General features: G+C 60.7%; 25 protein-coding genes. 15 read left to right on the top strand and 10 right to left on the bottom strand.

The window, feature by feature from the left end; all coding sequences use genetic code 11:
* The first annotated feature begins 136 nt into the window (after positions 1 to 136).
* From hemC to rsd, 6 genes are all read left to right on the top strand, one after another.
* Positions 137 to 1,078 (top strand): hydroxymethylbilane synthase, encoded by a 942-nt coding sequence (gene hemC / locus AB4N44_RS16240; RefSeq protein WP_127930202.1) that lies wholly within the window; start codon positions 137 to 139, stop codon positions 1,076 to 1,078.
* Entirely contained in the window at positions 1,075 to 1,836 is a 762-nt protein-coding gene (locus AB4N44_RS16235) for a uroporphyrinogen-III synthase (RefSeq protein WP_150749825.1), read from the top strand. Before hemC ends, AB4N44_RS16235 begins: the two co-directional genes overlap by 4 nt.
* A 16-nt stretch (positions 1,837 to 1,852) precedes the next feature.
* Positions 1,853 to 2,995 carry a uroporphyrinogen-III C-methyltransferase gene (locus AB4N44_RS16230; protein WP_316917305.1) on the top strand — a complete coding sequence of 381 codons (1,143 nt, stop codon included), beginning with the start codon at positions 1,853 to 1,855 and terminating at the stop codon, positions 2,993 to 2,995.
* Positions 2,992 to 4,230, top strand: a complete 1,239-nt coding sequence (locus AB4N44_RS16225) for a heme biosynthesis HemY N-terminal domain-containing protein (protein ID WP_460158114.1) — start codon at positions 2,992 to 2,994, stop codon at positions 4,228 to 4,230. The genes AB4N44_RS16230 and AB4N44_RS16225 overlap by 4 nt, the downstream gene beginning before the upstream one ends.
* 218 nt (positions 4,231 to 4,448) lie before the next feature.
* On the top strand, positions 4,449 to 5,000 hold the full coding sequence (locus AB4N44_RS16220) for a disulfide bond formation protein B (protein WP_460108453.1): 552 nt from the start codon (positions 4,449 to 4,451) through the stop codon (positions 4,998 to 5,000).
* A 183-nt stretch (positions 5,001 to 5,183) separates the two neighbouring features.
* Positions 5,184 to 5,642: a sigma D regulator gene (gene rsd, locus AB4N44_RS16215; RefSeq protein ID WP_127930197.1), complete on the top strand. Its 459-nt coding sequence runs from the start codon at positions 5,184 to 5,186 to the stop codon at positions 5,640 to 5,642.
* A 61-nt stretch (positions 5,643 to 5,703) separates the two neighbouring features.
* Here the strand turns inward: rsd and AB4N44_RS16210 are convergent, their stop codons facing one another.
* Positions 5,704 to 6,369, bottom strand: coding sequence for an FKBP-type peptidyl-prolyl cis-trans isomerase (locus AB4N44_RS16210; protein ID WP_127930196.1), 666 nt, complete (start codon positions 6,367 to 6,369; stop codon positions 5,704 to 5,706).
* 192 nt (positions 6,370 to 6,561) lie between these two features.
* Between AB4N44_RS16210 and AB4N44_RS16205 the strand changes: the two genes are divergently transcribed.
* Positions 6,562 to 7,791 carry an AlgP family protein gene (locus AB4N44_RS16205; RefSeq protein WP_127930195.1) on the top strand — a complete coding sequence of 410 codons (1,230 nt, stop codon included), beginning with the start codon at positions 6,562 to 6,564 and terminating at the stop codon, positions 7,789 to 7,791.
* Here AB4N44_RS16205 and AB4N44_RS16200 read toward each other — a convergent pair.
* Entirely contained in the window at positions 7,788 to 8,249 is a 462-nt protein-coding gene (locus tag AB4N44_RS16200; protein WP_127930194.1) for a TIGR02444 family protein, read from the bottom strand. The genes AB4N44_RS16205 and AB4N44_RS16200 overlap by 4 nt on opposite strands.
* Before the next feature lie 50 nt (positions 8,250 to 8,299).
* On the opposite strand from AB4N44_RS16200, the gene AB4N44_RS16195 reads away from it, so the two are divergent.
* The 3 genes from AB4N44_RS16195 (at position 8,300) to AB4N44_RS16185 (ending at position 11,547) form a co-directional block, all read left to right on the top strand.
* Entirely contained in the window at positions 8,300 to 10,210 is a 1,911-nt protein-coding gene (locus tag AB4N44_RS16195) for an ATP-binding cassette domain-containing protein (protein ID WP_127930193.1), read from the top strand.
* Entirely contained in the window at positions 10,210 to 10,791 is a 582-nt protein-coding gene (locus tag AB4N44_RS16190; RefSeq protein ID WP_095119850.1) for a mechanosensitive ion channel family protein, read from the top strand. Before AB4N44_RS16195 ends, AB4N44_RS16190 begins: the two co-directional genes overlap by 1 nt.
* Before the next feature lie 123 nt (positions 10,792 to 10,914).
* Positions 10,915 to 11,547 carry a LysE family transporter gene (locus AB4N44_RS16185; RefSeq protein ID WP_095049367.1) on the top strand — a complete coding sequence of 211 codons (633 nt, stop codon included), beginning with the start codon at positions 10,915 to 10,917 and terminating at the stop codon, positions 11,545 to 11,547.
* A gap of 114 nt (positions 11,548 to 11,661) precedes the next feature.
* Here the strand turns inward: AB4N44_RS16185 and AB4N44_RS16180 are convergent, their stop codons facing one another.
* The 5 genes from AB4N44_RS16180 to AB4N44_RS16160 form a co-directional block, all read right to left on the bottom strand.
* Entirely contained in the window at positions 11,662 to 12,405 is a 744-nt protein-coding gene (locus tag AB4N44_RS16180; protein ID WP_127930192.1) for a penicillin-binding protein activator LpoB, read from the bottom strand.
* Positions 12,406 to 12,408: 3 nt separating this feature from the next.
* Positions 12,409 to 12,996 (bottom strand): penicillin-binding protein activator LpoB, encoded by a 588-nt coding sequence (lpoB, locus tag AB4N44_RS16175; protein WP_016772610.1) that lies wholly within the window; start codon positions 12,994 to 12,996, stop codon positions 12,409 to 12,411.
* A gap of 36 nt (positions 12,997 to 13,032) precedes the next feature.
* Positions 13,033 to 13,407: a YcfL family protein gene (locus AB4N44_RS16170; protein ID WP_127930191.1), complete on the bottom strand. Its 375-nt coding sequence runs from the start codon at positions 13,405 to 13,407 to the stop codon at positions 13,033 to 13,035.
* A 15-nt stretch (positions 13,408 to 13,422) separates the two neighbouring features.
* A complete protein-coding gene (locus tag AB4N44_RS16165) occupies positions 13,423 to 14,817 on the bottom strand; it encodes a COG3014 family protein (RefSeq protein ID WP_150749819.1) in 1,395 nt (464 codons plus the stop codon).
* Between the two features lie 208 nt (positions 14,818 to 15,025).
* Entirely contained in the window at positions 15,026 to 16,426 is a 1,401-nt protein-coding gene (locus AB4N44_RS16160) for a COG3014 family protein (protein ID WP_460108457.1), read from the bottom strand.
* Between the two features lie 208 nt (positions 16,427 to 16,634).
* On the opposite strand from AB4N44_RS16160, the gene AB4N44_RS16155 reads away from it, so the two are divergent.
* Together AB4N44_RS16155 and AB4N44_RS16150 are read left to right on the top strand one after the other, a co-directional pair.
* Positions 16,635 to 18,533, top strand: a complete 1,899-nt coding sequence (locus AB4N44_RS16155) for an FTR1 family protein (RefSeq protein ID WP_460108459.1) — start codon at positions 16,635 to 16,637, stop codon at positions 18,531 to 18,533.
* 134 nt (positions 18,534 to 18,667) lie between these two features.
* Complete coding sequence (locus AB4N44_RS16150; protein WP_127930187.1) at positions 18,668 to 19,123, top strand: YaiI/YqxD family protein; 456 nt, start codon at positions 18,668 to 18,670, stop codon at positions 19,121 to 19,123.
* Between the two features lie 154 nt (positions 19,124 to 19,277).
* Here the strand turns inward: AB4N44_RS16150 and elbB are convergent, their stop codons facing one another.
* A complete protein-coding gene (elbB, locus tag AB4N44_RS16145; RefSeq protein ID WP_016985900.1) occupies positions 19,278 to 19,946 on the bottom strand; it encodes an isoprenoid biosynthesis glyoxalase ElbB in 669 nt (222 codons plus the stop codon).
* A 98-nt stretch (positions 19,947 to 20,044) separates the two neighbouring features.
* Here elbB and AB4N44_RS16140 point away from each other — a divergent pair, with 98 nt between their 5' ends.
* On the top strand, positions 20,045 to 20,170 hold the full coding sequence (locus AB4N44_RS16140; protein ID WP_460108462.1) for a hypothetical protein: 126 nt from the start codon (positions 20,045 to 20,047) through the stop codon (positions 20,168 to 20,170).
* A gap of 66 nt (positions 20,171 to 20,236) precedes the next feature.
* On the opposite strand, the gene AB4N44_RS16135 is transcribed toward AB4N44_RS16140, so the two are convergent.
* Positions 20,237 to 20,887, bottom strand: a complete 651-nt coding sequence (locus AB4N44_RS16135) for a DedA family protein (RefSeq protein ID WP_150749816.1) — start codon at positions 20,885 to 20,887, stop codon at positions 20,237 to 20,239.
* 207 nt (positions 20,888 to 21,094) lie between these two features.
* Between AB4N44_RS16135 and hemB the strand changes: the two genes are divergently transcribed.
* Together hemB and ppk1 are read left to right on the top strand one after the other, a co-directional pair.
* On the top strand, positions 21,095 to 22,108 hold the full coding sequence (gene hemB, locus AB4N44_RS16130) for a porphobilinogen synthase (protein WP_150749815.1): 1,014 nt from the start codon (positions 21,095 to 21,097) through the stop codon (positions 22,106 to 22,108).
* An 18-nt stretch (positions 22,109 to 22,126) separates the two neighbouring features.
* On the top strand, positions 22,127 to 24,352 hold the full coding sequence (gene ppk1, locus AB4N44_RS16125; RefSeq protein ID WP_110718086.1) for a polyphosphate kinase 1: 2,226 nt from the start codon (positions 22,127 to 22,129) through the stop codon (positions 24,350 to 24,352).
* Positions 24,353 to 24,596: 244 nt separating this feature from the next.
* Here ppk1 and ppx read toward each other — a convergent pair whose 3' ends face one another.
* Positions 24,597 to 26,099, bottom strand: a complete 1,503-nt coding sequence (gene ppx, locus AB4N44_RS16120; protein ID WP_016985904.1) for an exopolyphosphatase — start codon at positions 26,097 to 26,099, stop codon at positions 24,597 to 24,599.
* Positions 26,100 to 26,183 lie beyond the last annotated feature (84 nt).

Genomic DNA, 26,183 nt, shown 5'->3' with positions numbered 1-26,183 from the left:
CCGGTCATTTCGGGCGGCCTCTCTTTCCTTTACCAGGCATTGCCGGCCAGGGAGGCCGCGCCGTTTCTGATTCAAGTCAAAGTGGATTTGGCTGAGCTGTTATTATCCGCCGTATCTATTCAGTACGGATTGATCCATGTCCTCTCGCGAAATCCGCATCGCCACCCGTAAAAGTGCGCTGGCCCTCTGGCAGGCCGAATACGTCAAAGCCCGTCTGGAAGCGGCCCACCCGGGCCTGCTGGTGACGCTGGTGCCCATGGTCAGTCGCGGCGACAAGCTGCTCGATTCGCCACTGTCGAAAATCGGTGGCAAGGGCCTGTTCGTCAAGGAACTGGAAACTGCGCTGCTGGAAAACGAAGCCGACATTGCCGTCCACTCGATGAAAGACGTGCCGATGGACTTCCCGGAAGGCCTCGGCCTGTTCTGCATTTGCGAGCGTGAAGATCCGCGCGATGCCTTCGTTTCCAATACCTATGCCAGCCTGGAGGCGTTGCCTGCCGGCAGCATTGTCGGCACGTCGAGCCTGCGTCGTCAGGCACAGTTGCTGACCCGTCGTCCGGACCTGCAAATCCGCTTCCTGCGCGGCAACGTCAATACACGTCTGGCCAAGCTCGATGCTGGCGAGTACGACGCGATCATCCTCGCTGCGGCCGGTCTGATCCGCCTCGGTTTCGAAGATCGCATCACTTCGGCGATCAGCGTCGATGACAGTCTGCCAGCCGGTGGCCAAGGCGCAGTCGGCATCGAATGCCGCAGTGCCGACACTGAAATCCACGCCTTGCTCGCACCGTTGCATCATGCCGATACCACGTCGCGGGTGACCGCCGAACGTGCCCTCAACAAACATCTGAATGGCGGCTGCCAAGTGCCGATCGCCTGCTACGCCGTACTTGAAGGCGAGCAGTTGTGGTTGCGTGGTCTGGTCGGTGAGCCGAGTGGCGGCAAGCTGCTCAGCGCCGAAGCCCGGGCGCCGCGTGCCGATGCCGAAGCGTTGGGCGTGAAGGTCGCCGAAGACCTGCTCAGCCAGGGCGCCGACGATATTCTCAAAGCGGTTTACGGCGAGGCAGGTAACGAGTGACTGGCTGGCGCCTGCTGCTGACGCGCCCTGCGGAAGACTGTGTGGCGCTGGCCGAGACGTTGGCCGGGCAGGGGATTTTCAGTAGCTGTTTGCCGCTTCTGGACATTGTTCCGCTGCCGGTCTCTGCCAAAATCCGTCAGGCGATTGCGCAGTTGCCGAGTTGCAACGCGGTAATCGTGGTCAGCAAACCGGCGGCACGCATTGCGCTGGATCTGCTCGATGGCTCGCCCTCGTTGACGATGCCTTGGTTCAGCGTCGGCGCGGCGACTGCACAGATTCTTCGCGATTATGGTCTGGACGTCAGCTTCCCGGCGGACGGCGATGACAGCGAAGCCTTGCTGCAATTGCCGCGTCTGCGTGCAGCGGTGAGCCAGCCCGGGGCGCAGGTCTTGATCCTGCGCGGAGAGGGCGGCCGTGAGCTACTCGCCGAGCGCCTGCGTGAGCTTGGTGCTAGTGTCGAGTATCTGGAATTGTATCGACGTGACTTGCCGGCCTATCCCCCGAACGAACTGTCGCGGCGGATCGAAGCGGAACGCTTGAACGGGCTGGTGGTCAGCAGTGGACAGGGTTTCGAGCACCTGCGCCAGATGGCCGGTGATGCCTGGCCGACAATCGCGCAGTTGCCGTTGTTTGTTCCAAGCCCTAGGGTCGCCGAGCTGGCAGGTGCCGCCGGGGCTCAAACAGTTGTGGATTGCCGCGGCGCGAGTGCCGCGGCTTTGCTGACGGCGTTGCGGGAGCATCCCGAACCCGTTTACTAATGCAAAGGATGGATACGTGAGCGAAACAGCCTTGCCCAAAGATGATGTCCAGCCTGTGATTGAAACCCAGGTTGAAACTCCACCGCCGGCCACAGAGCCGCGCCGAGGCAATGGATTGGCCATCGTCGCCTTGTTGCTCGGCGCCGCCGGTGTCGCGATCGGCGGCTGGGGTGTCTGGCAGGTCCGTCACCTGCAGACCAACACTCAGCAGCAGTCCGGTGAAGTGCAGGCGTTGAACGATCAGGCGCAGAGCCTGAAGCTCAATGAGCAGCGCCTGACCGAGCGCCTCGCGCAACTGCCGGGGGCCGACGAACTTGCCGAGCGCCAGCGTCTGGTGACGCAACTCCAGGGCGATCAACAACGCCTCAATCAACGTCTGGAAACGGTGCTGGGTGCCAGCCGCAAGGACTGGCGACTGGCCGAGGCCGAGCATCTGCTGCGCCTGGCCAGCCTGCGGCTGTCGGCGTTGCAGGACATCAGCAGCGCTCAGGCGCTGGTGCAGGGCGCTGACGAAATCCTCCGTGAGCAAAACGATCCCGGTTCCTTCGCCGCTCGCGAGCAAGTGGCGAAAACCCTCGTAGCGCTGCGCAGCACGGCGCAACCGGATCGCACCGGTCTGTTCCTGCGTCTGGGCGCATTGCGCGATCAGGTTATTGACCTCACCGAGCTGGCGCCGGAGTACAAGGATCGCGGCGAATCGCTGCTGGGCCTGACCGCCGACGGTGACGGCGCCAGTCGTTGGGCGCAGTGGTGGGATCAGGTTTCGCGCTACATCCGCATCGATTTCAACGCTGACAAAAACGTGCGGCCGCTGCTGGCCGGGCAGAGCCTGAGTCAAGTGCGTCTGGCCCTCAGCCTAGCACTGGAGCAGGCGCAGTGGGCCGCTCTCAACGGGCAGGCGCCGGTCTACACCCAAGCCATGGCCGAGGCTCGCGATGTGCTCAAAGGCAATTTCAATCCGGACAATGCGCAAAGCAAAGTGATGCTGGAACAGGTCGCCGAGCTGAGCAAGGAACCGGTTACGGTCACGACGCCGGACCTGACCGGCACGCTGAGTGCGGTGCAAGCCTATCTTGAGCGGCGCAACGTCAACGCTGAAGAGTCAGTGAAACCTTTCGCCAAACCTGCCGCCAACACCGCGCAGGAGGCCACGCCATGAAGCGCTTGTATGTGATCGTGTTTCTGGTGATCGCGGCGACGGCGGCGCTGGGTCTGGCGATTGCCGAGCATTCCGGTTACGTGCTGGTGGCCTACAAAAGCTTCCGCTACGAGTCGAGCCTGTGGGCGACACTGGCGGTAATCGCTGTGCTGTGGTTGCTGATCTGGGGCATCAAGGCGCTGGTCGAGCTGGTCATGACGTCGAGCGGTGTGGTCAATCCATGGTCGCGACGCAACCGCAGCCGGCGTGTGCAGGTGGCCATCGAGCATGGCCAACTGGATCTGGCCGAAGGTCGCTGGGCCAGTGCTCAGCGTCATCTTTATCGAGCGGCTGAAGCCGAGCGTCAGCCATTGCTGTACTACCTCGGTGCTGCCCGCGCAGCCAATGAGCAAGGCAATTACGAAGAGTGCGATCGATTGCTGGAGCGTGCACTGGAGCGTCAGCCGCAGGCGGAACTGGCGATCGCTCTGAGTCATGCGCAGTTGCAGACCGACCGTGGCGATACCGACGGTGCCTTGGTGACTCTGCAAGCGATGCATGATCGTCATCCGCACAATGCGCAGACGCTGCGTCAGTTGCAGCGCTTGTATCAGCAGCGCGGCGAATGGTCGGCGGTGATTCGTTTGTTGCCGGAATTGCGCAAGGACAAAGTCCTGCCGCCCGCCCAACTGGCAGAGCTTGAGCGCCGCGCCTGGGGGGAAAACCTGTCGCTGGCAGCGCAGCGCGAAGAGGACGGGAGTGTTGGCTTGCAGTCGCTTACACGTGCCTGGCAGCAGCTCACTTCGGCGCAGCGTCAGGAGCCGCCGCTGGTGCTGGCATACGCCGAACAGCTGCGTCAGCTGGGTGCTCAGGTCGAAGCGGAAGAAGTGCTGCGCACGGCCCTCAAGCGCAAGTACGACAGCCATCTGGCCCGTCTCTACGGTCTGGTGCGCGGTAGCGATCCGGCCCGTCAGTTGCAAACTGCCGAAGGCTGGCTGAAGGATCACCCGAACGATCCGAGCTTGTTGCTGACCCTTGGCCGCCTGTGTCTGCAAACCAGCCTGTGGGGCAAGGCGCGGGACTATCTGGAAAGCAGCCTGCGTGTGCAGCGCAATCCTGAAGCCTGTGCGGAACTGGCACGGCTGCTCGCACAGCTGGGCGATACCGAGCGCAGCAATCAGTTGTTCCAGGAGGGTCTGGGGCTGCTGGATGAGCGCCTGCTGGCCGCGCCATTGCCGGTTCCGGCGCACGTCTGAAGTGGCGGGGGAGGCAGCTCCCTCGCTTACCTTTTGTGGTTGAAATTTCAACTTCAGTGAGCGCCCGAGGCGAATTCCTACAACTGACTACACCGATTCCTCTCGAACCTGTCGGGTTTTCCCTACACCTCTGGTGAACTGTCGGCAGGGCCTCGCCTTGAAAGGCTGACACGCTTTCCTCTACCGTAACCGTCTGTCTCTACTGTTACGGAAAAGCCATGTCGTTGGCCTGCTCACGCTCCTTGTTCTTCATGGCTTTCACTGCGGGGGCCTTTGCTCTGGGAGCTTCCTATTATCTTGAATATGCTGTTGGTCTGACGCCGTGCAGCCTGTGCCTGGTGCAGCGCCTGTTCCTCACGTTGCTGTGTGTATCCAGTGGCCTGGCGGCGGTGCACGGCCCCAAGCGTGTCGGTTTGTGGCTCTACTGGCTGTTGACGCTGGGCGCGAGTCTGGGAGGTACCACGGCTGCCTGGCGGCAGGTGCTGATCCAGAGCGATCCGCTGCTGCAACTGCTCAATTGCGCGCCTGCCCCGGAGCTGTTGTTCACTGGTCTGCCCTGGATCTGTGCGTTGCAGCGGATGTTTAGCGGCGGTGCCGATTGTGCGGAAATTTCCTGGACGTTGTTCGATCTGAGCATCCCGGAATGGAGCCTGCTGTTCTTTGTCGCGGTATCGATTCTGGCGGTTTATCAATTGTTGCGGCTGGTCTGGAGTACTCTGCAACGACCGCTCAGCGGCGAAGCGTCGCACCCGGTGCTGCTGCGGGATTAAACACTTGTATGAACTTTATCTCCTGCGTACCTTGAAGCCATAGGCGTGCGGGCATAATCTGGCCCGCACGTGTCATTGGATTTATGTTGCTCGATGACGCTCTGCCCGGCCGACCCCCTAGCCAAAATCAAAAGAGGGGCGCGGGTGTAGAGCAGCATGACCCACAAGGGAAGAGAGATCGCCATGCTCGAAAGTTGTCAGAATGCTCAGGAACGCTGGGGTGGAGTTCATCTGCTGATCGACCGCTGGTTGCAGGAGCGTGAAGATCTGATCGGTGCCTACGACAAGCTCGGCGCAGAGCCTGATTCGCTGTCCGAGAGCCGCAAGCCCTTGCAGGAGTTCTGCGGCGTGTTGGTCGATTACGTGTCGGCCGGGCACTTCGAAATCTACGAACAGCTGACTGGCGAAGCCAAGGCGTTCAACGACAAGCGCGGCCTCGAACTCGCCGAGACGATCTATCCGCGCATCGATGTCATCACCGAGAAGCTGCTCGCGTTCAACGACCTGTGCGATGAAGGCAAATGCGTAGCGGAGAAGTTCAAAGAGCTCGGAGGCCTGCTGCACGAGCGCTTCGAACTTGAAGACTGCCTGATTGAAGTACTGCATACAGCACACAAGGAAGAAGATCCGGTTCAGGCCTGATCTTTTTCCCTGATCGAAAAAAAACGGTGCGCCCGAAAGCGCACCGTTTTTTATTGCCTGCTCAACTCGTCGCGCCACGTAATTCCACTTCAAACACCAGCGGTGTGAACGGTGCGATCAAGTCGCCGGCACCGTCGGCGCCATAGGCCTGATCGGAGGGAATCACCAGTCGCCATTTCGCACCCACTGGCATGTTCTGTAACGCGGTGCGCCAACCGGCAATCACGCTGTCGAGATTGAACCATTGCGGCTGAGTGTTCTGGTCGAACACTGTGCCGTCGGGTAGTCGCCCGACATACAGCACCTGCACTTTTCCATCGGGACCGGCCTTGGTCCCCGTGCCAGGTGTCAGCTCGGTGAGCAGGATGCCATCGGCCAGTTCCTTCACCCCCGGTTTGGCTTTTTCAGCGGTGAGAAAACGTTGCTCGTTTTCCATCGCCGCATCGCTGGATGGCTGTGCAGAGTGTTCGGCATTTTGCGCTTCATGATCGGCCAGAATCTGTTCGATACGTGCTTCGCTCAGCGCCAGCGGCTTGCCTTGATAGGCTTGTTGCAAACCATCGACCAGTGCCTGAATCTGCAGTTGCGGGACTTCCTGACGCAGCCGTTCACCGAGGCTGGCACCGAGGCTGTAGGCCAGATCGTGAGCATCGTTCGCGGTGGTTTTTTCGTCAGCGTGAGCGGCCGAAACAAGCATGCAGAGGGATAAAAAAAAGTAGCGCGACATGGGCACACTCCGTCCTGAGATGCGGTGGATTATGCCAGCGCGAACGTCTGCAACGGTGAACTGCTTTTGCCTTCACGCAGAACATTTTCGATTCGGTGCAACGCAACGCAATCGATACTGTCAAGATGCCCTAGCGGCGGTAACTGCAGAGGTCTAGTATGAGCCGCACTCACGTCAGCCAGGAGGTAAACCATGTCGGCCACCAAGAAGCCTGTAAATACTCCGTTGCACTTACTCCAACAACTCTCGGGCAGCTTGCTCGAGCATCTGGAAAACGCTTGCTCTCAAGCCTTGGCTGATGCTGAAAAACTGCTCGCCAAACTGGAAAAGCAACGCGGCAAGGCGCAAGAAAAACTGCACAAGTCCCGCACCAAATTGCAGGACGCAGCTGCCGCCGGCAAAGCCAAGGCACAGACCAAAGCCAAAGGCGCCGTGAAAGAACTGGAAGACCTGCTCGATGCCTTGAAGGATCGTCAGTCCGACACTCGCAGCTACATTCTGCAACTCAAGCGCGATGCTCAGGAAAGCCTGAAGCTGGCCCAGGGCGTGGGCCGCGTTCAAGAAGCCGTGGGTAAAGTGTTGTCCACCCGCGCCGCCAAACCGGCAGCGGCACCGGCGAAGAAAGCAGCTGCCAAACCTGCTGCTGCAAAAGCTCCAGCGAAAACCGCAGCGGCCAAGCCTGCTGCAAAAGCTGCTGCTAAAACCGCTGCCAAGCCAGCTGCAAAAGCACCGGTGAAAGCCGCTGCAAAACCAGCTGCCAAAGCGGCCGCAAAACCTGCAGCGAAGAAACCTGCTGCGGCGAGCGCTGCAAAACCAGCAGCTAAAACCACGGCGGCAAAACCTGCTGCGCGTACTGCCGCTGCCAAGCCGGCTACCCGTGCCGCCGCTGCTAAACCAGCCACCAAACCAGCTGCAGCAAAAGCTGCTCCAGCGAAAACCGCCGCTGCCAAACCGGCCGCTAAACCTGCTGCCAAAGCTGCCGCAAAACCTGTTGCTAAAACTGCTGCTGCAAAACCAGCTGCCAAGACTGCCGCTAAACCAGCTGCCGCCAAACCTGCTGCAAAAGCACCAGCTAAAGCTGCTGCCAAACCAGCCGTGAATGCCGCTGCCAAACCAGCAGTCAAGCCTGCCGCAAAACCAGCCGCTAAACCGGCCGCTGCTGCCAAACCAGCGACTGCTGCTAAGCCTGTTGCTGCAAAACCCGCCGCCAAGCCTGCCGCAAAACCAGCAGTTAAAAAGCCAGCCGCTGCCAAACCAGCCGCTGCCAAACCGGCCACCGCACCCGCCGCAAAACCTGCCGCACCGACAACTTCGGCTGCGCCAGCTGCACCGGCACCTGCCGCTACTACCTCGACCCCTTCGACTGCGCCAACGCCAGCCGCTGTGTCGAGCGTCAGCAACAACCCAACCAGCGCTTCCTAAGTGCCGGTAGCCGCGACGCGCAGCACTTGCAGCGCGTCGCGGTTCGGGTTGGCCGCTGTGCCGGCCAAACCTTCAAGCCAGGTCATTGAACCTGCGTCGTTTCGCGTCCACTCCTGCGCCACACCTTCAAGCCGTGACAGCAGCGCTCGCTCAGCTTCCAGCTCGAGTGATTTGATCTGCTCGCGCATGCCGTTCAACACCGCATCATCCAGCGCACGCGCTTTCCATTGCATGCGCAGTGTTCTCAGTGGCTGCACCACTTCGATATCCCACGGCTCGGTCAATGCCTGAAGCACGCCAATGCGGTGTTCATCGCAGGTCACCCCGCGTTGTTCCAGCCATAAACCGCAGAGCAGCAGGCACACGTTGGCGCCCGCCGTTTGCAGTTGCAGGCAGGCATCTTCCACACCCGCTCGGGCGTAGGTGGCAAGGGAAAAGCTCCACAGGTCAGAGGACATCGTGCTACTCGCGCCAGTTGTGAGCGAAGCTGGTAGACTCCGCCGCCATTATGATCCGACTTCAGAACCTGACTTTACAGCGTGGCCCGCAACGTCTGCTAGAAGACGCCGAGCTGACCCTGCACGCCGGCCACAAAGCCGGCCTCATCGGTGCCAACGGCGCCGGCAAATCCAGCCTGTTCGCCTTGATTCGGGGTGAGCTGCACCCGGATTCGGGTGACTGCTACTTGCCGGCCGACTGGCGCATCGCTCACATGCGCCAGGAGATCGAGACGCTCGAGCGGCTTGCCGTCGACTATGTGCTCGATGGCGACCTGCGTCTACGCGAGGTGCAACGTGACCTCGCCGCCGCCGAAGCGGCGCATGACGGTGCCGCTCAGGCTCGTCTGCACGCCGAACTCGACAGCGCCGACGGCTACACCGCCGATGCGCGAGCGCGCAAGCTGCTGGCCGGTCTGGGTTTCACCAACGAGCAGATGGATCGTCAGGTAGGCGATTTCTCCGGTGGCTGGCGGATGCGTCTGAATCTGGCGCAGGCATTGATGTGCCCATCGGACTTGTTGCTGCTCGACGAGCCGACCAACCACTTGGACCTCGACGCCATCATCTGGCTCGAAGAGTGGCTGAAAAGCTACCCGGGCACCTTGCTGCTGATTTCTCACGACCGCGATTTCCTCGATGAAGTCGTCGATCACGTCGCGCATGTCGATCAGCGCAAGATCACTTTGTATCGCGGCGGCTACACCGCATTCGAACGCGCCCGTGCCGAGCGTCTGGCCCAGCAGCAACAGGCCTACGAGAAGCAGCAGGCGCAACGTGCGCACATGGAAAGCTACATCGCCCGCTTCAAGGCGCAAGCGACCAAGGCCCGTCAGGCGCAGAGCCGGATCAAGGCACTGGAGCGGATGGAAGAGCTGTCGGCGGCCCACGTTGATTCGCCGTTCGATTTCGTCTTCCGCGAGTCGACCAAGATTTCCAGCCCGCTGATCGACCTGTCCGATGCGCGTTTGGGCTACGGCGACAAAACCATCCTGGAGAAGGTCAAGCTGCAACTAACCCCGGGTGCGCGAATCGGCCTGCTGGGTCCGAACGGCGCGGGTAAGTCGACGCTGATCAAGAACCTCGCCGGCGAGCTGTCACCGCTCGGCGGGCGCCTGACCCGTGGCGAGAACACCGTGGTCGGCTACTTCGCTCAGCATCAGCTCGATTCGCTGGATTCCAAGGCCAGCCCGTTGCTGCACTTGCAGCGTCTGGCGCCGACCGAGCGTGAGCAGACCCTGCGCGATTTCCTCGGCGGTTTCGACTTCCGTGGTGCGCGCATCGATGAGCCGGTGCTGAATTTCTCCGGTGGTGAAAAGGCGCGTCTGGCCTTGGCGCTGATCGCCTGGGAGCGGCCGAACCTGTTGCTGCTCGACGAACCGACCAACCACCTCGATCTGGAAATGCGCCTGGCGCTGACCATGGCGCTGCAGGAATTCAGCGGCGCGGTGCTGGTGGTGTCTCACGATCGACACTTGCTCAAGAGCACCACCGACAACTTCTACCTGGTCGCTGACGGCAAGGTCGAAGAGTTCGATGGCGACCTCGAAGACTACGCCCGCTGGCTGGTGGAATACCGTCAGCGCAATGCCCCGGTCAGCAACACCCCGGTGAACCCGGACAAGACCGACAAGAAGGCCCAGCGTCAGGCGGCGGCTGCGTTGCGTCAGCAACTGGCCCCGCACAAGCGTGAAGCCGACAAGCTCGAGGCCGAACTGGGCAAGCTTCACGAGAAGCTCGCCAAGGTCGACGCCAGCCTTGGTGACAGCGACATCTACGAGCCGGCGCGCAAGAACGAATTGCGTGATCTGCTCGCCGAGCAGGCCAAGCTGAAGGTTCGTGAAGGCGAGCTGGAAGAGGCGTGGATGGAAGCGCTCGAGGTACTGGAAAGCATGCAGGCGGAGCTGGAGGCGCTGTCCTGATGGAAGCGTTCAAGCTGCCGCTACCGGCGGTGTGGGTCGAGCCGGTCTGGTTCACGGTGCAGATTCTGCTGATCCTGCTGGCCGGTTACCTCACCCAGCGCTTCGTCGCCAAAGGCCTGACAAGATTGGGTGAGCGCTATCCGTTCCCGCCGCAGTTGCTGATGCCGCTGCGTGGTGTGCTGCGCTGGCTGATCATGGGCAGTGCACTGATCTTTGTGCTGGAGCGTCTCGGTGTCTCGGCCACGGTGCTGTGGACGGCGCTGTCGGGTTTCGTCGCGGTGGCAGCGGTCGCGTTCTTCGCGATGTGGAGCGTGCTGTCGAACCTGCTCTGCGCGATTCTGATTTTCACCGTCGGGCCGTTTCGCCTCGGGGATATCGTCGAGCTGGTCGATACCACCGACAAGCCAGGCGTCAAAGGCCGGGTGGTGGCGATCAATCTGCTCTACACCACGTTGATCGAGGCTGAGGAATTGGGCACTGGCAGCGCGATGGTGCAGGTGCCGAACAGCTTGTTTTTCCAGCGCTCGGTGCGGCGTTGGCGCGGTACGGATGTGTTTCCGTCGAGCGGTTTCGAGAAGTAGATTCTGCGGCGTCTGTTCTGACGCCTTCGCGAGCACCTGCAACATTCAGCAAAAAATCGGTAGTCATCCATTCAAACCCGCATTAGCTTAGGCATTTGTCACGAGCATGAGTCGAGGTGTGCGATGGAGCTTCAAACATGGCTGGCGTTTTTTGCCGCCTGCTGGGTGATCAGTCTGTCCCCGGGTGCTGGCGCCATTGCGTCGATGTCCAGCGGTCTGCAATACGGTTTCTGGCGCGGTTACTGGAACGCCCTTGGCCTGCAAATCGGTCTGGCGGTGCAGATTGCGATTGTCGGCGCCGGTGTGGGCGCGATCCTGACTGCTTCGGCCACGGCCTTTCACGCGATCAAATGGTTCGGTGTCGCTTATCTGGTGTATCTGGCCATCAAGCAATGGCGCGCGCTGCCCATGGACATGAGCGATGACGCGGCGGTGCGGCCGATCGGCAAGCCGCTGGCGCTGGTGTTCCGCGGCTTTCTGGTGAACATCAGCAACCCCAAGGCTCTGGTCTTCATGCTGGCGGTGCTGCCGCAGTTCATCAATCCGCACGCGCCGCTGCTGATTCAGTACGTGGTGATCGGTGTGACGATGATCTTCGTCGACCTGATCGTAATGGCGGGCTACACCGGTCTGGCGTCGAAGGTCCTGCGTCTGTTGCGCACACCGCAGCAGCAAAAGCGCATGAACCGCACGTTTGCCGGGTTGTTCATCGGCGCGGCGGCGTTTATGGCAACGTTGCGCAAAGCGGCGGCATAAACATCGCGGGCACAAAAAAGGCGACCTTTGCCGGTCGCCTTTTTTGTGGCCAAGACGCAGAGCGTCCCGGGATGCATTCCCACGCGGAGCATGGGAATGATCAGGAGCCAGTCATCAGCGCAAGATCACCGGCGCGGTATCACGCGGCAGATTGTTGCGCTGCGGTGCTTCGCGCGGCTGCTCGTAACCGCTGCCACCGAGCTGCATGCTCAGTTGCCCGGCCACGTCTTCGCCCAAGGCCTTGGACACGTCACGCACCACTCGTGGGCGGTTCAGTGAGATCTTGATGTCGCGATGGTTCACCAGTTTGGTGTCCTGCGCTTCACCCATCGCCGTGAAGGCCGAGGTGATTTCGAAGGTCTTGGTATTGATCAGGCTGAAGTCCGCCACCAGCGTCAGGCCCAGCACCGCCGAATAGCTGTCGGTGTTCGCCAGCTCGTTGATGTCCTGAGTGAAGTCGATATCGGACACGGTGCCGAACAACACGTAGTCGGCGCCCTTGAAGTTACCGGCCTTGATGCGCTTGATCACATCAAAGACATCACCCTTGGACGACGCGGTGTACGGCGTGCCTTGCACCAGCTGGAACATACCGGTGCGCAGGATTTCACCCTTGATGTCGCCGGTGAATTTACGCAGCTCGGTCTGTTCGATGTAGCTGGTCGTTGCTTCAATCTCGTTGTAGCTCGAAGAGCCACTGGAGCTGTAGTAACCCTCGCGGTGATTGCTCTGGGCCGAAACGATGTGGATGTATTGCTCCACACGTTCCTGATACGCCAGATCCGTCACCGCGACTTTCGGGGCCGCTTGCACGCTGAACGCGCAAGCCAGGGCCATCATGCCAATCCATGCGCGCATCAATTAACGCTCCGTGGTTTTGCGGATCTCTTTTTCGTCCATCCACTCGGCCAGACCGCTTTCAACGTCGATCAGTTGCAGGCTGAATTTGTAGAAGACGTCCTTGTAGTCGCTGCTGCGCTTGACGATCGAGCTGATCGAACCTTCGATGCGGTACTTGGCGGCAACCATGTTGCCAGTCTTAGCCACGGTGCTCTTCTTGTACAGGCCGCTCTGGTTTTGCAGCTTGAGCTGGTCAACCTGGCTCTGCATCGCGTTATTGTCGCTGGCGAAACGCGCAACACCGGTCTTCATCAGCTGAGTCTTGATGCTGGTGGTGATTTCGCGGGTGTCGATGTACTCGCTGGTCTTGTTCTTCACGTCGTAGACCTGAACCACCGGACGACCCTGCAGAATGCCGGACTGGGCCAGCGAGCGGGTCATCGATTCGGCGATCATTTGCAGGTCGGTCGAACCGAATTCGTTGGTTACGGTTTCAACCGCTTTGGTGTCGCCGTAGCTGATGTTCTTGCTGCCCAGGGTCGGCGAAGTGTTGGCGCAACCGGAGGCCAGCAGGGCGATAACGGCGATGCAGGAAAAGCGTGCAAACATGGGAGTGCTCTCTAAAACAGGAATTGGGTGACAGGCTTACGGCGTCTTGATTTCCAGACGGAAGTCCATGGCTTTCGGGGTCGGGGCGATGCCTTGAATGAAGCTGGTCTGGGCGCCGTACATCATTTGGCTTTTCCACACTTCTTCTTCGGCAATCGGGAAACCTTCCGCGCCGAGCCAGGCGAAGCGGTAGTAGAAAATCTTGTTGCTGTTGAGGGTGTTGCTCAACTGCACATTGACCGTCATGAAGCCGTTTTCGCGGGCGACGCGCATGGCGCCGACGACGATGTGTTTCTGCGGACCCATGGCCACGACTTTGCTCGCGGCGCTGCCCGGCTCTGGCGGTGGCGGGGTGGCGCAGCCGCTCGCCAGCAAGGCGAGGGCGGCGACGGCGATGAGTTTGAAGCGCATGCAAAGACTCCGTTCTTAAGGTTGTTTGAGGCTGGCGACGTTGGTCGCGCTGGCGCTCGGGATGACGTGTGCGGCGAGGCCACCGGCGAACACCTGGTTGCCCACGGCGCGCAGGGTGATCACCTGATAACGCTGATCGACGGTGACCTTGACCAGCGAACCGCCGACGGCGCTCGGCAGACTGACCTGGTGCTCACCCTTTTTCAGACGCAGACGTACCACTTGGGTGTTGTCCGGCAGGGTGCGCCATGTACGGGTATCGGCACCTTCGAGCACAGCTGAAGAGATACCCACGGCGAGACCGGCCAGCGGGTTGGTTTCATTGATCTGCTTTTGCGCCACGCCTTTGGTGATCGCCCGCACGGTGGTGCGCAGAATGATCCCCGGCATGTCGTCACGCAGGGCGCGGCGGGACATGGCAGTGGTGCTGTTGAGCGCGGTCAGATCGACTTGCTGACCATCAACGCCGATCTGCGCGAACGTCGCGGTGGAAGTGTCAGGCTTGATGATCGGGAACGACAGCGGCGTGATCACCACGTTGTTGGAGATCGGCAATGGCAACGGTACGCGGATCGAATCGCGGGCCGGCGCCAGACCGCTTTGCACCACGATCAGGATGTCGCTGTCGTCGGACTTGCTCGGCTTGTCGAGATTAACCAGCGCCTGCTCCAGCAGCGGCGTGTTCGGGCGCAGCTCGGCGGCCTTGCGATAGCCCGGTGCAGCCAGGCCTTTTTCGCCCAAAGCTTCGTAGACGAAACCGGACAGGTAATGGCTGAACGCACTCTGGTAGCTGTTCTTCAGACCAACCACTTCCGGCGCGTCGAGGCTGGCGACCGGATAACCCTGCAAGTCTTTGTACTGAGTCTTGATGCCTTCTTTCTCGGCCTCTTCCTCGCTCTTGAGGTATTCCTTGTCGCGCAGTTCGGCGATCACTGCCTCACGTTCGTGAGTCTTCTTGATCGCGGTGCGCGCGCCGTCGAAATCGTTGATCGCCAGCAGGTTCAGGGCCATCTGCGTGGTCAGCATGACTTTTTCGTAGTCGTAGCCTTCGTAGCGACGCACTTTGTCGTTGACCAGGAAACTGCCGAATTGAGCCAGGTACTTGTCGGTGTCGAGTTTGACCGAGTCTTCCCACTTGCCCACCACTTGATCGGCGCTGGTCCAGGCATTCTGGCTGCCGGACAGGTCGCCCTTGGCGCGCAGCAACTCACCTTTCTCGAAGTAATAAAGCAGGTCTTTGTCCGGGCCGGTGTTGTTCTTTTCCAGCAGGGTCAGCGCGGCGTCGACGTTGCCGGAGGCCAGTTGCTGATTGGTCTGGGCCAGTTCGGAGTCGTAGTTGCGAAACGCCGAACAGCCGGACAGCAGAGTGACGGCGCTGAGCGCGATCAGAGTGGGGGCGCGGAATGCCATGGGGGTACTTCTTCCCTGGAGTAAATACAGCCGCGAATGCTGGTCGGGCTGGTGTGACCCATCGACAGTGGCGTTGGCCTCCTGCCAATTCCTCATAACCAGAGGAGCTTTAATGCCGTTTCGCGATAGCGAGGGCGCGGCATTATAAGCGGGTGGTGATGGCTATGTAATAGCTTTTTAATCGCACTTGTTAGTTTGGTGCCATTACTTATTTCAGGTTGGATACCACGCTCTTTGCCGGCGCCACATCCGACTGGAATGCGCTGCCATTGGCAAACACCCGATCACCCAAGGCACGCAGGCCGATGACCTGGCGTTTCTGGTCGATGCGGATCTTCAGTGGCGCAACCCCGGGCGTGTTGGGCAGGCTGATCAGGTGGTCACCTTTTTTCAAACGCAGGCGCACAACCTGAGTAAGGTTAGGCAGGGTGCGCCAGGTGCGGGTGTCGGCCTGCTCGAAACCGTCCCAGTGAGTGACGTAGGAGGCTTTGCTCGGATCGCGTCGATTGTCCGTGGCCTGAACATCGGCCGCCAGAAATGCCCGATAGGTTGTGCGCTGGATAATGCCCGGCATGTCGTCACGCAGGGTGCGCAAAGACATGTCGGTAATGCTGTTGACCGCGATCAGCTTTTTCTGTCGACCATCAATAGCCACTTGATTGAACGCCGGGGTTGAGGTGTCAGGGATCATCACGGGAAACGAAACATTGGCAACGATGACTTGCCCGTCCGCGAGCTTCACCGGGTAGGGCACGCGCACGGAACTGCGGGCCGGCGCCAGGCCGCTCTGCACGATGATCAGCACATCGCTTTCGTCTGCCTTCAGTCCAGGGCTGTCGAGGTCGCGCAAGGCCTGTTGGAAAAACGCCATGTCCGGGCGCAGCTCGATCGCCTGACGATAGCCGGGCGCTGCCAGGTCTTTCTCGCCGAGTGCTTCGTAGGTGAACCCGGCGAGATAGTGACTGAACGCGCTTTGGTAGCCGTTTTTCAAGGCAATGACGGCGGGTGATTCCAGCATGACCACCGGGTAGCCTTGCAGATCCTTGTAATGGACGCGGGCGCCGCTGGCCTTGGCCGCTTCTTCGACACGCTCGTATTCCATTTCCCGTTGCCGGGCGATCAGCGCTTCGCGCTCGTGGGTTTTCCTGATGTCGGCGCGAGCACCGTCAAAATCATTCATGGCCAGTTGGTTGAGGGCCATTTGTGTGGTCAGCATGACTTTTTCGTAGTCGTAACCATCGTAGCGGCGCAGCTTGTCATTGATGATGCTGCCCCAGTGATTGCCCATGGCGGCGAGCAATTTGTCGCCCGTGGTTTCAATGGTGTCCTGGCGCTGTATGACCATTTGCTCGGCGCTGCGCCAGGCAACCTGGCTCTGCGAGAACTCACCGCCAGCGCTCAGCACCGCACCCTTCTCGAAGTAATAGAGCAAATCCTTCTCTTCATCCGGGTTGTGCGCCTCGATCAAAGCCAGTGAGGCGTCGATATTGCCGGCCTTAAGCTGTTGCGTGGTCTGTTGCAGTTCCATGTCGTAATCACGGTAAGCGGCGCAACCACTGAGTTGCACAAGGGTGGCGATCAGCAGGGACGGCAACAAACAGTGGCGCATGAGCGGGTTCTTCCTTGAACGGAGAGGGCGAAATGATGGCGCATTATACGGGCGCTTTGCAGCTGCCGGGGTGCCATGGATGACGCTTCAAAGCCGATCAATCAGCTCGCTGCACGCCGCGGTGTTGCGCTGAATGCCGACAAAGCTTGAGGGAAATGCGTTCGAAGTGAACAATATGTAACTTCGCATTTCCATTTGAGAATTCTTCATGACTGCCTCGTCCCGTTTCCTGGCCTGGCTGGTGTTCCCGTTGTTTGCCCTGAGCAGCTTCAATCTGCTGGCCGATACCGTGGAAGGCGCGCCGCAAGCGCTGCACCTGCTCGATTACATCAGCGCCGACTACCCGCCGACGGTAGCCGCAGGCAAGGTGGTCGATGACTCCGAATATCGCGAGCAACTGGAGTTCACGCGGGCGCTGCAAGGCTTGATCGCCGGTATGCCGGCCAAGCCGGAAAAGGCTGCGCTGGAGCAGGGCGTTGAAGCCCTGCACGCGGCGATCACCGCGAAACAGGATGGCGCTGAAGTAGCCCGTCAGGCGCGGCAGTTGGGCGCGCAACTGGCGGTGGCGTATGAAGTCAGTCAGGCACCGATCATCACCCCGGACCCAAGCCGTGGTGCGCCGCTCTATGCGCAGAATTGCTCGGTGTGCCACGGTGACAGCGGCGCCGGCGACGGCCCGGCGGGGCTCGGCATGAGCCCGGCGCCAGCCAATCTGCGTGATGCGGCGCGGTTGGATCACCTGAGCCTGTATGCGATCTACAACACCCTCGGCCAAGGCGTCGAAGGTACCGACATGCCGGCGTTTGCCGATCAGCTTGACGATCGGCAGCGCTGGGATCTGGCGACTTACATCGCCGGCTTCAGCGCCGATCCGGCGGCGGCCAAGTCTGAGAAGACCTACAACATTGCCGATCTGGCTCGCCAGACCCCGGCCGAAGTACAGGCTGCCGAAGGCCCACAAGCGGCGGCGACGTTCCGTGCGCAGCGCGCGCAGCCGCCGCAGGTCAAGCGTGGCCCGGCGCAGTTGCTCGACTACACCGCCGCAACGCTGGACAAGAGTCTTGCCGCGTACCGCGCCGGTGAACACGATCAGGCTTACGACCTGTCGGTCGCGGCCTATCTGGAAGGCTTCGAGCTGGTCGAGAGTTCGCTGGATAACGTCGACGCCAACGTGCGCAAGGACACTGAAAAATCGTTGATGGCGTATCGGCAATCGTTGCAGGACGGTTTGCCGGTCGAGCAGGCCGAGCAGCGTCTGGAGGCGGCCAAGGCCAAGTTGAAAGAGTCTGCCGGCCTGCTTGGCAGCGATGGTCTGAGCTGGTCCCTGAGCTACATCTCCGGTTTACTGATTCTGCTGCGCGAAGGTCTGGAAGCGATTCTGGTGCTGGCGGCGATCCTCGCCTTCCTGCGCAACACCGGTCAGAAATCGGCGGTGCGCAGCGTCAACGTCGGTTGGGGCCTGGCGCTGCTGGCCGGCCTCGGCACCTGGGCGCTGGCGGCGTATGTGATCGATGTCAGCGGTTCTCAGCGTGAGTTGCTTGAGGGCGCGACGGCGCTGTTCGCCAGTGTCATGGTCTTGTGGCTCGGCGTGTGGATGCATGACCGTCGCCACGCGGCGGCCTGGCAGGATTACATCAAGAGCAGTCTGGTCGGCGGTGGCGGGCGTTTCGGCTTCGCGATCCTCGCGTTCTTCTCGGTGTACCGCGAGTTGTTCGAAGTGATCCTGTTCTACGAAACCCTGTGGCTGCAGGCCGGCCCGGCCGGGCATGACGCGGTGCTCGCGGGTGGTGCAACCGCACTGGTGCTGCTGGTCGGTCTGGCGTGGGTGATCCTGCGCGGTTCGGCAAAACTGCCGCTGACGCTGTTCTTCAGCATCAACGCGGCGCTGTTGTGCGCGTTGTCGGTGGTGTTTGCCGGGCATGGCGTGAAGGCGTTGCAGGAAGCCGGGATCTTCGGCACGCGGCCGGTGGCGTTCTTTGAATTCGACTGGCTGGGCATTCATGCCGATGCGTATTCGTTGACGGCGCAGGCGGTGGCGATTCTGGCGATTGTGGTGTTGTACGGGCGCAGTTGGATGGCGGAGAAGCGACGGGTTTCGGCTGCTTGATTGAGTGCTCCCTTAAAAGATCGCAGCCTTCGGCAGCTCCTACAGGGGCGTAGCATGTCGCAATATTGCGGCGCGACGCGCACTCTGTAGGAGTTGCCGAAGGCTGCGATCTTTTGCTTTTAGAGGTAAAGAAAATGCGTGTATGGATCGATGCCGACGCCTGTCCACGGGCGGCGAAGGATCTGGTGGTGAAGTTCGCCCTCAAGCGTCAGTACGAAGTGGTGCTGGTGGCCGGGCAGCCGCAGATCAAGCCGGGGCTGGCCATCGTCAAGCTGATCGTGGTGCCGAGCGGCCCGGATGCGGCGGACGATTATCTGGTCGAGCACGCGGTGCCGGGTGAGCTGGTGATTTGCAGCGATATCCCGTTGGCTGATCGTTTGGTGAAGAAGGGTGTGGCGGCGCTGGATCCGCGCGGCAAGGAGTTCGATGCGCAGAACATGGGCGAGCGGCTGGCTGTGCGCAACCTGTTCACCGATCTGCGCGAGCAAGGCCAGATGAGCGGCGGGCCCGCACCGTTCGGCGATCGCGAGAAACAGGCGTTTGCCAATGCGCTGGACCGGATCCTCACACGCCTGACCCGCAAACCCTGAGTCTTATGATGATCGTTCCAACGCTCCGCGTGGGAATGCGTCTTGGGACGCTCTGCGTTCCGGTCTTACCGCAAATGTAACGCCAAAGTGAGCAGGCGCGGAGCGCCAATGGCGGCATTCCCACGCAGAGCGTGGGAACGATCATACGGGGGGATCAGGCGTCGTTTTCGTGGGTCAGTTCGAGCACGCGATCGACCAGTTTGTTGATCCCCGACGCCGCTTCACTGATGTTCTGCGCCAGCATGTAAGCCGGGGTTGTCACCAGTTTGCGCGCCTTGTCTTCGATGATTTCCGTCACCGCGCAGTCTTCGTGGGTGGCGCCCATCTTGTTCATTGCCGTGGCCGTGTCGGCGTCGTTGCCGATGGTACAAGTCACGCCTGGGCCATAGATCTTCGCCGCCAGCGCCGGGGAAATGCACATGAGGCCAACGGGTTTGCCGGCTTCGGCGAACGCCTCGGCCAAGGCCAGCACCTCAGGCTGCACAGTGCAGCCTGCGCCTTCAACGGCAAAGTTCGAAAGGTTCTTCGCCGCACCAAACCCACCCGGCACGATCAGCGCATCGAAGTCGTCGACGTCGGCCTCGCGGATGTCCTTGATGTTGCCACGTGCAATGCGCGCCGATTCCACCAGCACATTGCGCGACTCGGGCATTTCTTCGCCGGTCAGGTGATTGATCACATGCAATTGCGCGATGTTCGGGGCGAAGCACTGGACCTGGGCGCCGCGTTGGTCGAGGCGCAGCAGGGTGATGACACTTTCATGGATCTCGGCGCCGTCGTACACGCCACTGCCGGACAGGATCACTGCAACTTTTTTGCTCATGGGTTTCTCTCCAGATTCATGGCGCTAAATGTCCACTAAATTGTCGCGCGTTGCCATAGGCTGAAGTGGTGGCTGCACCTGCATGGAACGCTTTCTACATGGATCGCAACAACGGCGGGGTGTTCATTAATTGCGGTTGCCTGCTGCGTAACAAGCGGGAGATTTCCGGCGTGAGAACGCCGCTGGCGAACTTGAGTGCGCCAGAGCAGCGAGGACAAAAGTGACGTATCTGACTGAAAGCGTCGGCCAGCCCGCTCAGTGCCGGCGGGCTGTAGCCAGTCGCCAGCGAGTTACTCGGCTGGCGTCTTCGGTTCGGCAGGTTTGGACGCTTCGGCTTGATTCAGCAGTGCCGCTTTCGCGGCTTGCTCGTCGGCGTAAACCTGCTTGGCCAATCGCGCATTCTTGAAGCGGCGGCGCAGCCACAGACCAACGCCGAGCACCAGCAACGCGCCCAATACCCATAGCTCGTACTTCTTGATGCTGCCGAGCATGCCTTCCAGCACCGCACCGAAGTGGTAAGCCGCAGCGGCCAGCGCCGTCGCCCAGATCGCAGCGCCAATGCCGTTAAGCAGCAGATAACGTCCCGGCGGATAACCCGACAGGCCGATCGCCACCGGCATCACCGTGCGCAAGCCATAAACGAAACGGAAGCTCAGCACCCAGATGTCCGGATGCTTGCGAATATGCTCCAGCGCGCGATCGCCCATCATCTGCCAGCGCGGTTTGCGCGCGAGTAACTTGCGCCCGTGCTTGCGGCCGAGGAAGTACCACAGCTGATCGCCGGCATAGCTGCCGAAGAACGCCACGACCACCACCATATTGATGTCCATGTATCCACGGAACGCGAGGAAGCCCGCGAGCACCAGAATGGTTTCGCCTTCGAAAAACGTGCCGAGGAACAAGGCAAAGTAGCCAAAGTCATGCAGAAATTGTTGGAGCATTGTCTGGGTGCTGGCGAAATGAACGCGCAGCCTAACCCTTCGGACACATTCATGAAAGTGTCCAAATGTGTCTCGACGTGAACAATTCCTACACTGAGAATGGAATGCGGCTACATGTCACGGGCCTCACACAACTGTCATCTGTTCGTCATAATGGCCGTCTATAACTGTCACGCTCGCCCGTTTGCGCGGGCTCAGGAGTCCGCCGTGAGCTTTACCCCAGCCAACCGTCTGTTCCCTGCCACGCGCCTGCGCCGCAATCGTCGTGATGATTTTTCGCGTCGGCTGGTGCGGGAAAATGTGCTGACGGTCGATGACCTGATCCTGCCGGTGTTCGTGCTCGACGGTGAAAATCGCCGCGAAGCCGTGGCCTCGATGCCCGGGGTAGAGCGGCTGACGATCGATCTGCTGCTCGAAGAAGCGGCCAAATGGGTCGAGCTGGGGATTCCGGCGCTGGCGCTGTTCCCGGTCACACCTCCTGAACTGAAATCCCTCGACGCCGCTGAAGCCTGGAACCCCGAAGGCATCGCCCAGCGCGCCACCCGCGCGCTGCGTGAGCGTTTCCCGGAACTGGGTGTCATTACCGACGTCGCGCTTGACCCGTTCACCACCCACGGCCAGGACGGCATACTCGATGAAGCGGGCTACGTGCAGAACGACATCACTGTCGACGCACTGGTCCGTCAGGCCTTGTCCCATGCCGAAGCTGGCGCTCAGGTTGTCGCGCCGTCGGACATGATGGACGGTCGCATTCAGGCGATTCGCGAAGCGCTGGAAATCGCCGGTCACGTCAACGTGCGGATCATGGCCTACTCGGCCAAGTACGCCAGCGCCTATTACGGCCCGTTCCGTGATGCGGTCGGTTCGGCGTCGAACCTGGGCAAGGCCAACAAAGCCTCTTATCAGATGGATCCGGCCAACAGCGACGAAGCGCTGCACGAAGTGGGTGCGGACTTGTCTGAAGGCGCGGACATGGTCATGGTCAAACCGGGCATGCCCTACCTGGACATTCTTTTCCGGGTAAAAGATGCCTTCAAAGTGCCGACCTTCGTCTACCAGGTTAGCGGCGAATACGCCATGCACATGGCGGCGATCCAGAATGGCTGGTTGAGCGAGGCGGTGATTCTCGAATCACTGACCGCCTTTAAACGTGCCGGCGCTGATGGCATCCTGACTTACTTTGCTGTCCGCGCCGCTCAATTGTTACGAGAGCAGAAATAGCCCTCCCAGGAACATTCAATGAATACCGAAGGACTCACGGAAGTTGCAGTAAAAGAAGCTCAACCGGTGGTCGAGCAAATCACCGAGACCCCGCCGGAACTGGAGCCTGCGCCACCCGCGCCGGTGGCCGAGCCTGCGGCGGCGGTGCCGGCGATTACCATTCCGGGCCTGGATGACAGCAGCCTGTACATCCACCGCGAGCTCTCGCAACTGCAATTCAATATCCGCGTGCTGGAACAGGCGCTGGACGAGTCCTATCCGTTGCTGGAACGCTTGAAGTTCCTGCTGATCTTCTCCAGCAACCTCGATGAATTCTTTGAAATCCGCGTCGCCGGCCTGAAGAAACAGATCACCTTCGCCCGTGAACAGGCCGGTGCCGATGGTCTGCAGCCGCATCAAGCGCTGGCACGGATCAGCGAGCTGGTCCACGGTCATGTTGACCGTCAGTACGCGATCCTCAATGACATTCTGTTGCCGGAGCTGGAAAAGCATCAGGTGCGCTTCATCCGTCGCCGCAACTGGACGGTCAAACTCAAAACCTGGGTGCGCCGCTATTTCCGCGACGAGATCGCACCGATCATCACTCCGATCGGCCTCGACCCGACGCACCCGTTCCCGTTGCTGGTGAACAAGAGCCTGAACTTCATCGTCGAGCTCGAAGGTATCGACGCCTTCGGTCGCGACTCCGGTCTGGCGATCATCCCGGCGCCGCGCTTGCTGCCACGGATCATCAAGGTGCCGGAAGAAGTCGGCGGCCCCGGCGACAACTATGTATTCCTCTCGTCGATGATCCACGCCCACGCCGATGACCTGTTCCAGGGCATGAAGGTAAAAGGCTGCTACCAGTTCCGTCTGACCCGAAACGCCGACCTGGCGCTCGACTCCGAAGATGTAGAAGACCTGGCCCGCGCCCTGCGTGGCGAGTTGTTCTCGCGTCGTTACGGTGATGCGGTGCGTCTGGAAGTCGCTGACACTTGCCCGAAACACCTCTCGGATTACCTGCTCAAGCAGTTCAACCTGAGCGAGAGCGAGCTGTATCAGGTCAACGGCCCGGTCAACCTGACGCGGCTGTTCAGCATCACCGGGCTCGACAGCCATCCGGAGCTGCAATACACGCCGTTCACCCCGCAGATCCCGAAACTGCTGCAGAACAGTGAAAACATCTTCAGCGTGGTCAGCAAGCAGGACATCCTCTTGCTGCACCCATTCGAGTCGTTCACCCCGGTGGTCGACCTGCTGCGTCAGGCGGCGAAAGACCCGCACGTTCTCGCTGTGCGTCAGACCCTGTACCGTTCCGGCGCCAACTCCGAGATCGTTGATGCGCTGGTCGATGCCGCGCGTAACGGTAAGGAAGTGACGGCGGTCATCGAGCTGCGTGCGCGGTTCGACGAAGAATCCAACCTGCAACTGGCCAGCCGTCTGCAAGCGGCCGGTGCGGTGGTGATCTACGGTGTGGTTGGCTTCAAGACCCACGCCAAGATGATGCTGATCCTGCGTCGCGAAGCCGGCGAAATCGTCCGCTACGCGCACCTCGGCACCGGTAACTACCACGCCGGCAACGCCAAGCTGTACACCGACTACAGCCTGCTGACCTCCGACGACGCTTTGTGCGAAGACGTCGGCAAACTGTTCAGCCAGCTGATCGGCATGGGTAAAACCCTGCGCATGAAGAAGCTGCTGCATGCGCCGTTTACCCTGAAGAAGGGCATGCTCGACATGATTGCCCGCGAGACCCAGTTCGCTGTTGAAGGCAAGCCGGCGCACATCATTGCCAAGTTCAACTCGCTGACCGATCCGAAGATCATTCGCGCGCTGTACAAGGCCAGCCAGTCCGGTGTGCGTATCGACCTGGTGGTGCGCGGCATGTGCTGTCTGCGTCCGGGGATTGCCGGGGTATCGCACAATATCCATGTGCGCTCGATCATCGGCCGCTTCCTTGAGCACACCCGCGTGTTCTACTTCCTCAATGGCGGCGACGAGCAGATGTTCCTCTCCAGCGCCGACTGGATGGAGCGCAACCTCGACAAGCGCGTCGAGACCTGCTTCCCGGTCGAAGGCAAAAAACTGCTGACCCGCGTGAAGAAAGAGCTGGAGCTGTACCTGACCGACAATACCCACAGCTGGAGCTTGCAGTCGGATGGTCGTTACATCCGCAACACGCCGACCGGCAACCAGAACCCGCGCAGTGCGCAGGCGACGTTGCTGGAACGGTTGGGTAGCCCGATTTTGCCGGTGAGCAGCTAAAGCCAAGAGCAAGAGCCCCTCACCCTAGTCCTCTCCCGGAGGGAGAGGGGACTGACCGAGGTGTCTTACGCTGTACGCCGACCTGAGAAATCGAGTCGAACTCAGGCTTCGAAGCCAACGGAGATCGGCTCCCTCTCCCTCGGGAGATGGCTGGGGTGAGGGGAAGGTTCACCTCCGCTCTCAAGCCGAACCGTATAAAAAAGGCGATCCAGAAGGATCGCCTTTTTTGCACCTGAGATTTAACTCAGTGGACGGTGAGGACGATGCCCACCCGCGTCAGCCAATCCGCCTCAAGCCCGAAATCCGCCTGAGTCAGCTGATTCTCATCCAGCCAGTTCTCCGGGAATTCCACATCCAGGGTGTTGCCCTTGGCGTGCAGCACCACCTGCGGCATCGCCTGCGTGCCACGAATGTGATGGAACAGGATCGCAAAGCGCAGCAGCACGCACAGGCGAATCAGCTTGTCGCCGTCGTCGCCGAAATCGGCAAACTTGTCCTTGGGAATGTTGCGGCGGTGGCCGCGCACCAATAGCGCGAGCATCTGTTGGTCTTCGCGGGAGAACCCGGCGAGGTCCGAGTGCTCGATCAGGTAAGCGCCGTGCTTGTGGTAATGATAGTGAGCGATGTCGAGGCCGACTTCGTGCACTTTCGCTGCCCAACCGAGGAGTTCGCGCCAGATGCCGTCATCCAGTTCCCAGTCCACCGCCACCTGATCAAACGCGTGCAAAGCTTTGCGTTCCACACGCGCCGCCTGCTCCAGATCGACGTGATAGCGCTCCATCAGCGAAGTTAACGTACGTTCGCGCACGTCTTCATGATGATGGCGGCCGAGCAGGTCGTAGAGCACGCCTTCACGCAGCGCGCCGTCGCAGTGATCCATGCGTTGCAGTTCGAGGGCGTCGAAAATCGCTTCGAGAATCGCCAGGCCCGCCGGGAAAATGGTCCGGCGATCCGGTTTGATGCCTTCAAAGTCGATCTTGTCGACGTCGCCGAGCTTGAACAGCCGACGCTTCAACCAGGCCAGACCTTCGGCATTCACTTCGCCAGTGCCATGGCCGCCAGCCTTCAGCGCCAGGCCGATGGCGCGGATGGTGCCTGAGGAGCCGATGGCTTCATCCCAGGTCAGGCGGTGCAGGGCGTGTTCGATGCTCATGATCTCCAGCCGCGCCGCGGTGTAAGCCTGGGCGTAGCGGGCCGGGGTGATCTTGCCGTCCTTGAAGTAGCGCTGGGTGAAGCTGACGCAGCCCATCTGCAGGCTTTCGCGCAGCAGCGGCTCGAAGCGCTGGCCGATGATGAACTCGGTACTGCCGCCGCCGATGTCGGCAACCAGGCGTTTGCCCGGGGTGTCGGCGAGGGTGTGCGACACGCCCAGATAGATCAGGCGCGCTTCTTCACGACCGGAAATGACTTCCACCGGATGGCCGAGGATTTCTTCGGCGCGGTGGATGAATTCGAGGCGGTTGCGCGCTTCACGCAGGGCGTTGGTGCCGACGATACGCACAGCGCCGAGCGGCATACCGTTGATCAGTTGGGCAAAACGCTTGAGACAATCGAGGCCGCGTTGCATCGATTCTTCGTTGAGCTTGCGCTCATCGTCGATGCCCGCGGCCAGTTGAACCTTCTCGCCGAGGCGCTCGAGAATGCGGATTTCGCCGTTCTGGGCCTTGGCCACGACCATGTGAAAGCTGTTCGAGCCCAGGTCGATTGCGGCGATCAGGGACAGATTCTTGGCTTGGGATTGCGGCATGGTCAGGGGGTCTCGGTCGATAACCTCGACATCGTGCCACGATCAAACGCTGGCGCCAACGCGCACGGTTCAAACCGCCGGAGT

The organism is Pseudomonas sp. S3_C06 (genome assembly GCF_054667675.1).
This window is presented reverse-complemented; position numbering and strand designations above follow the sequence as displayed.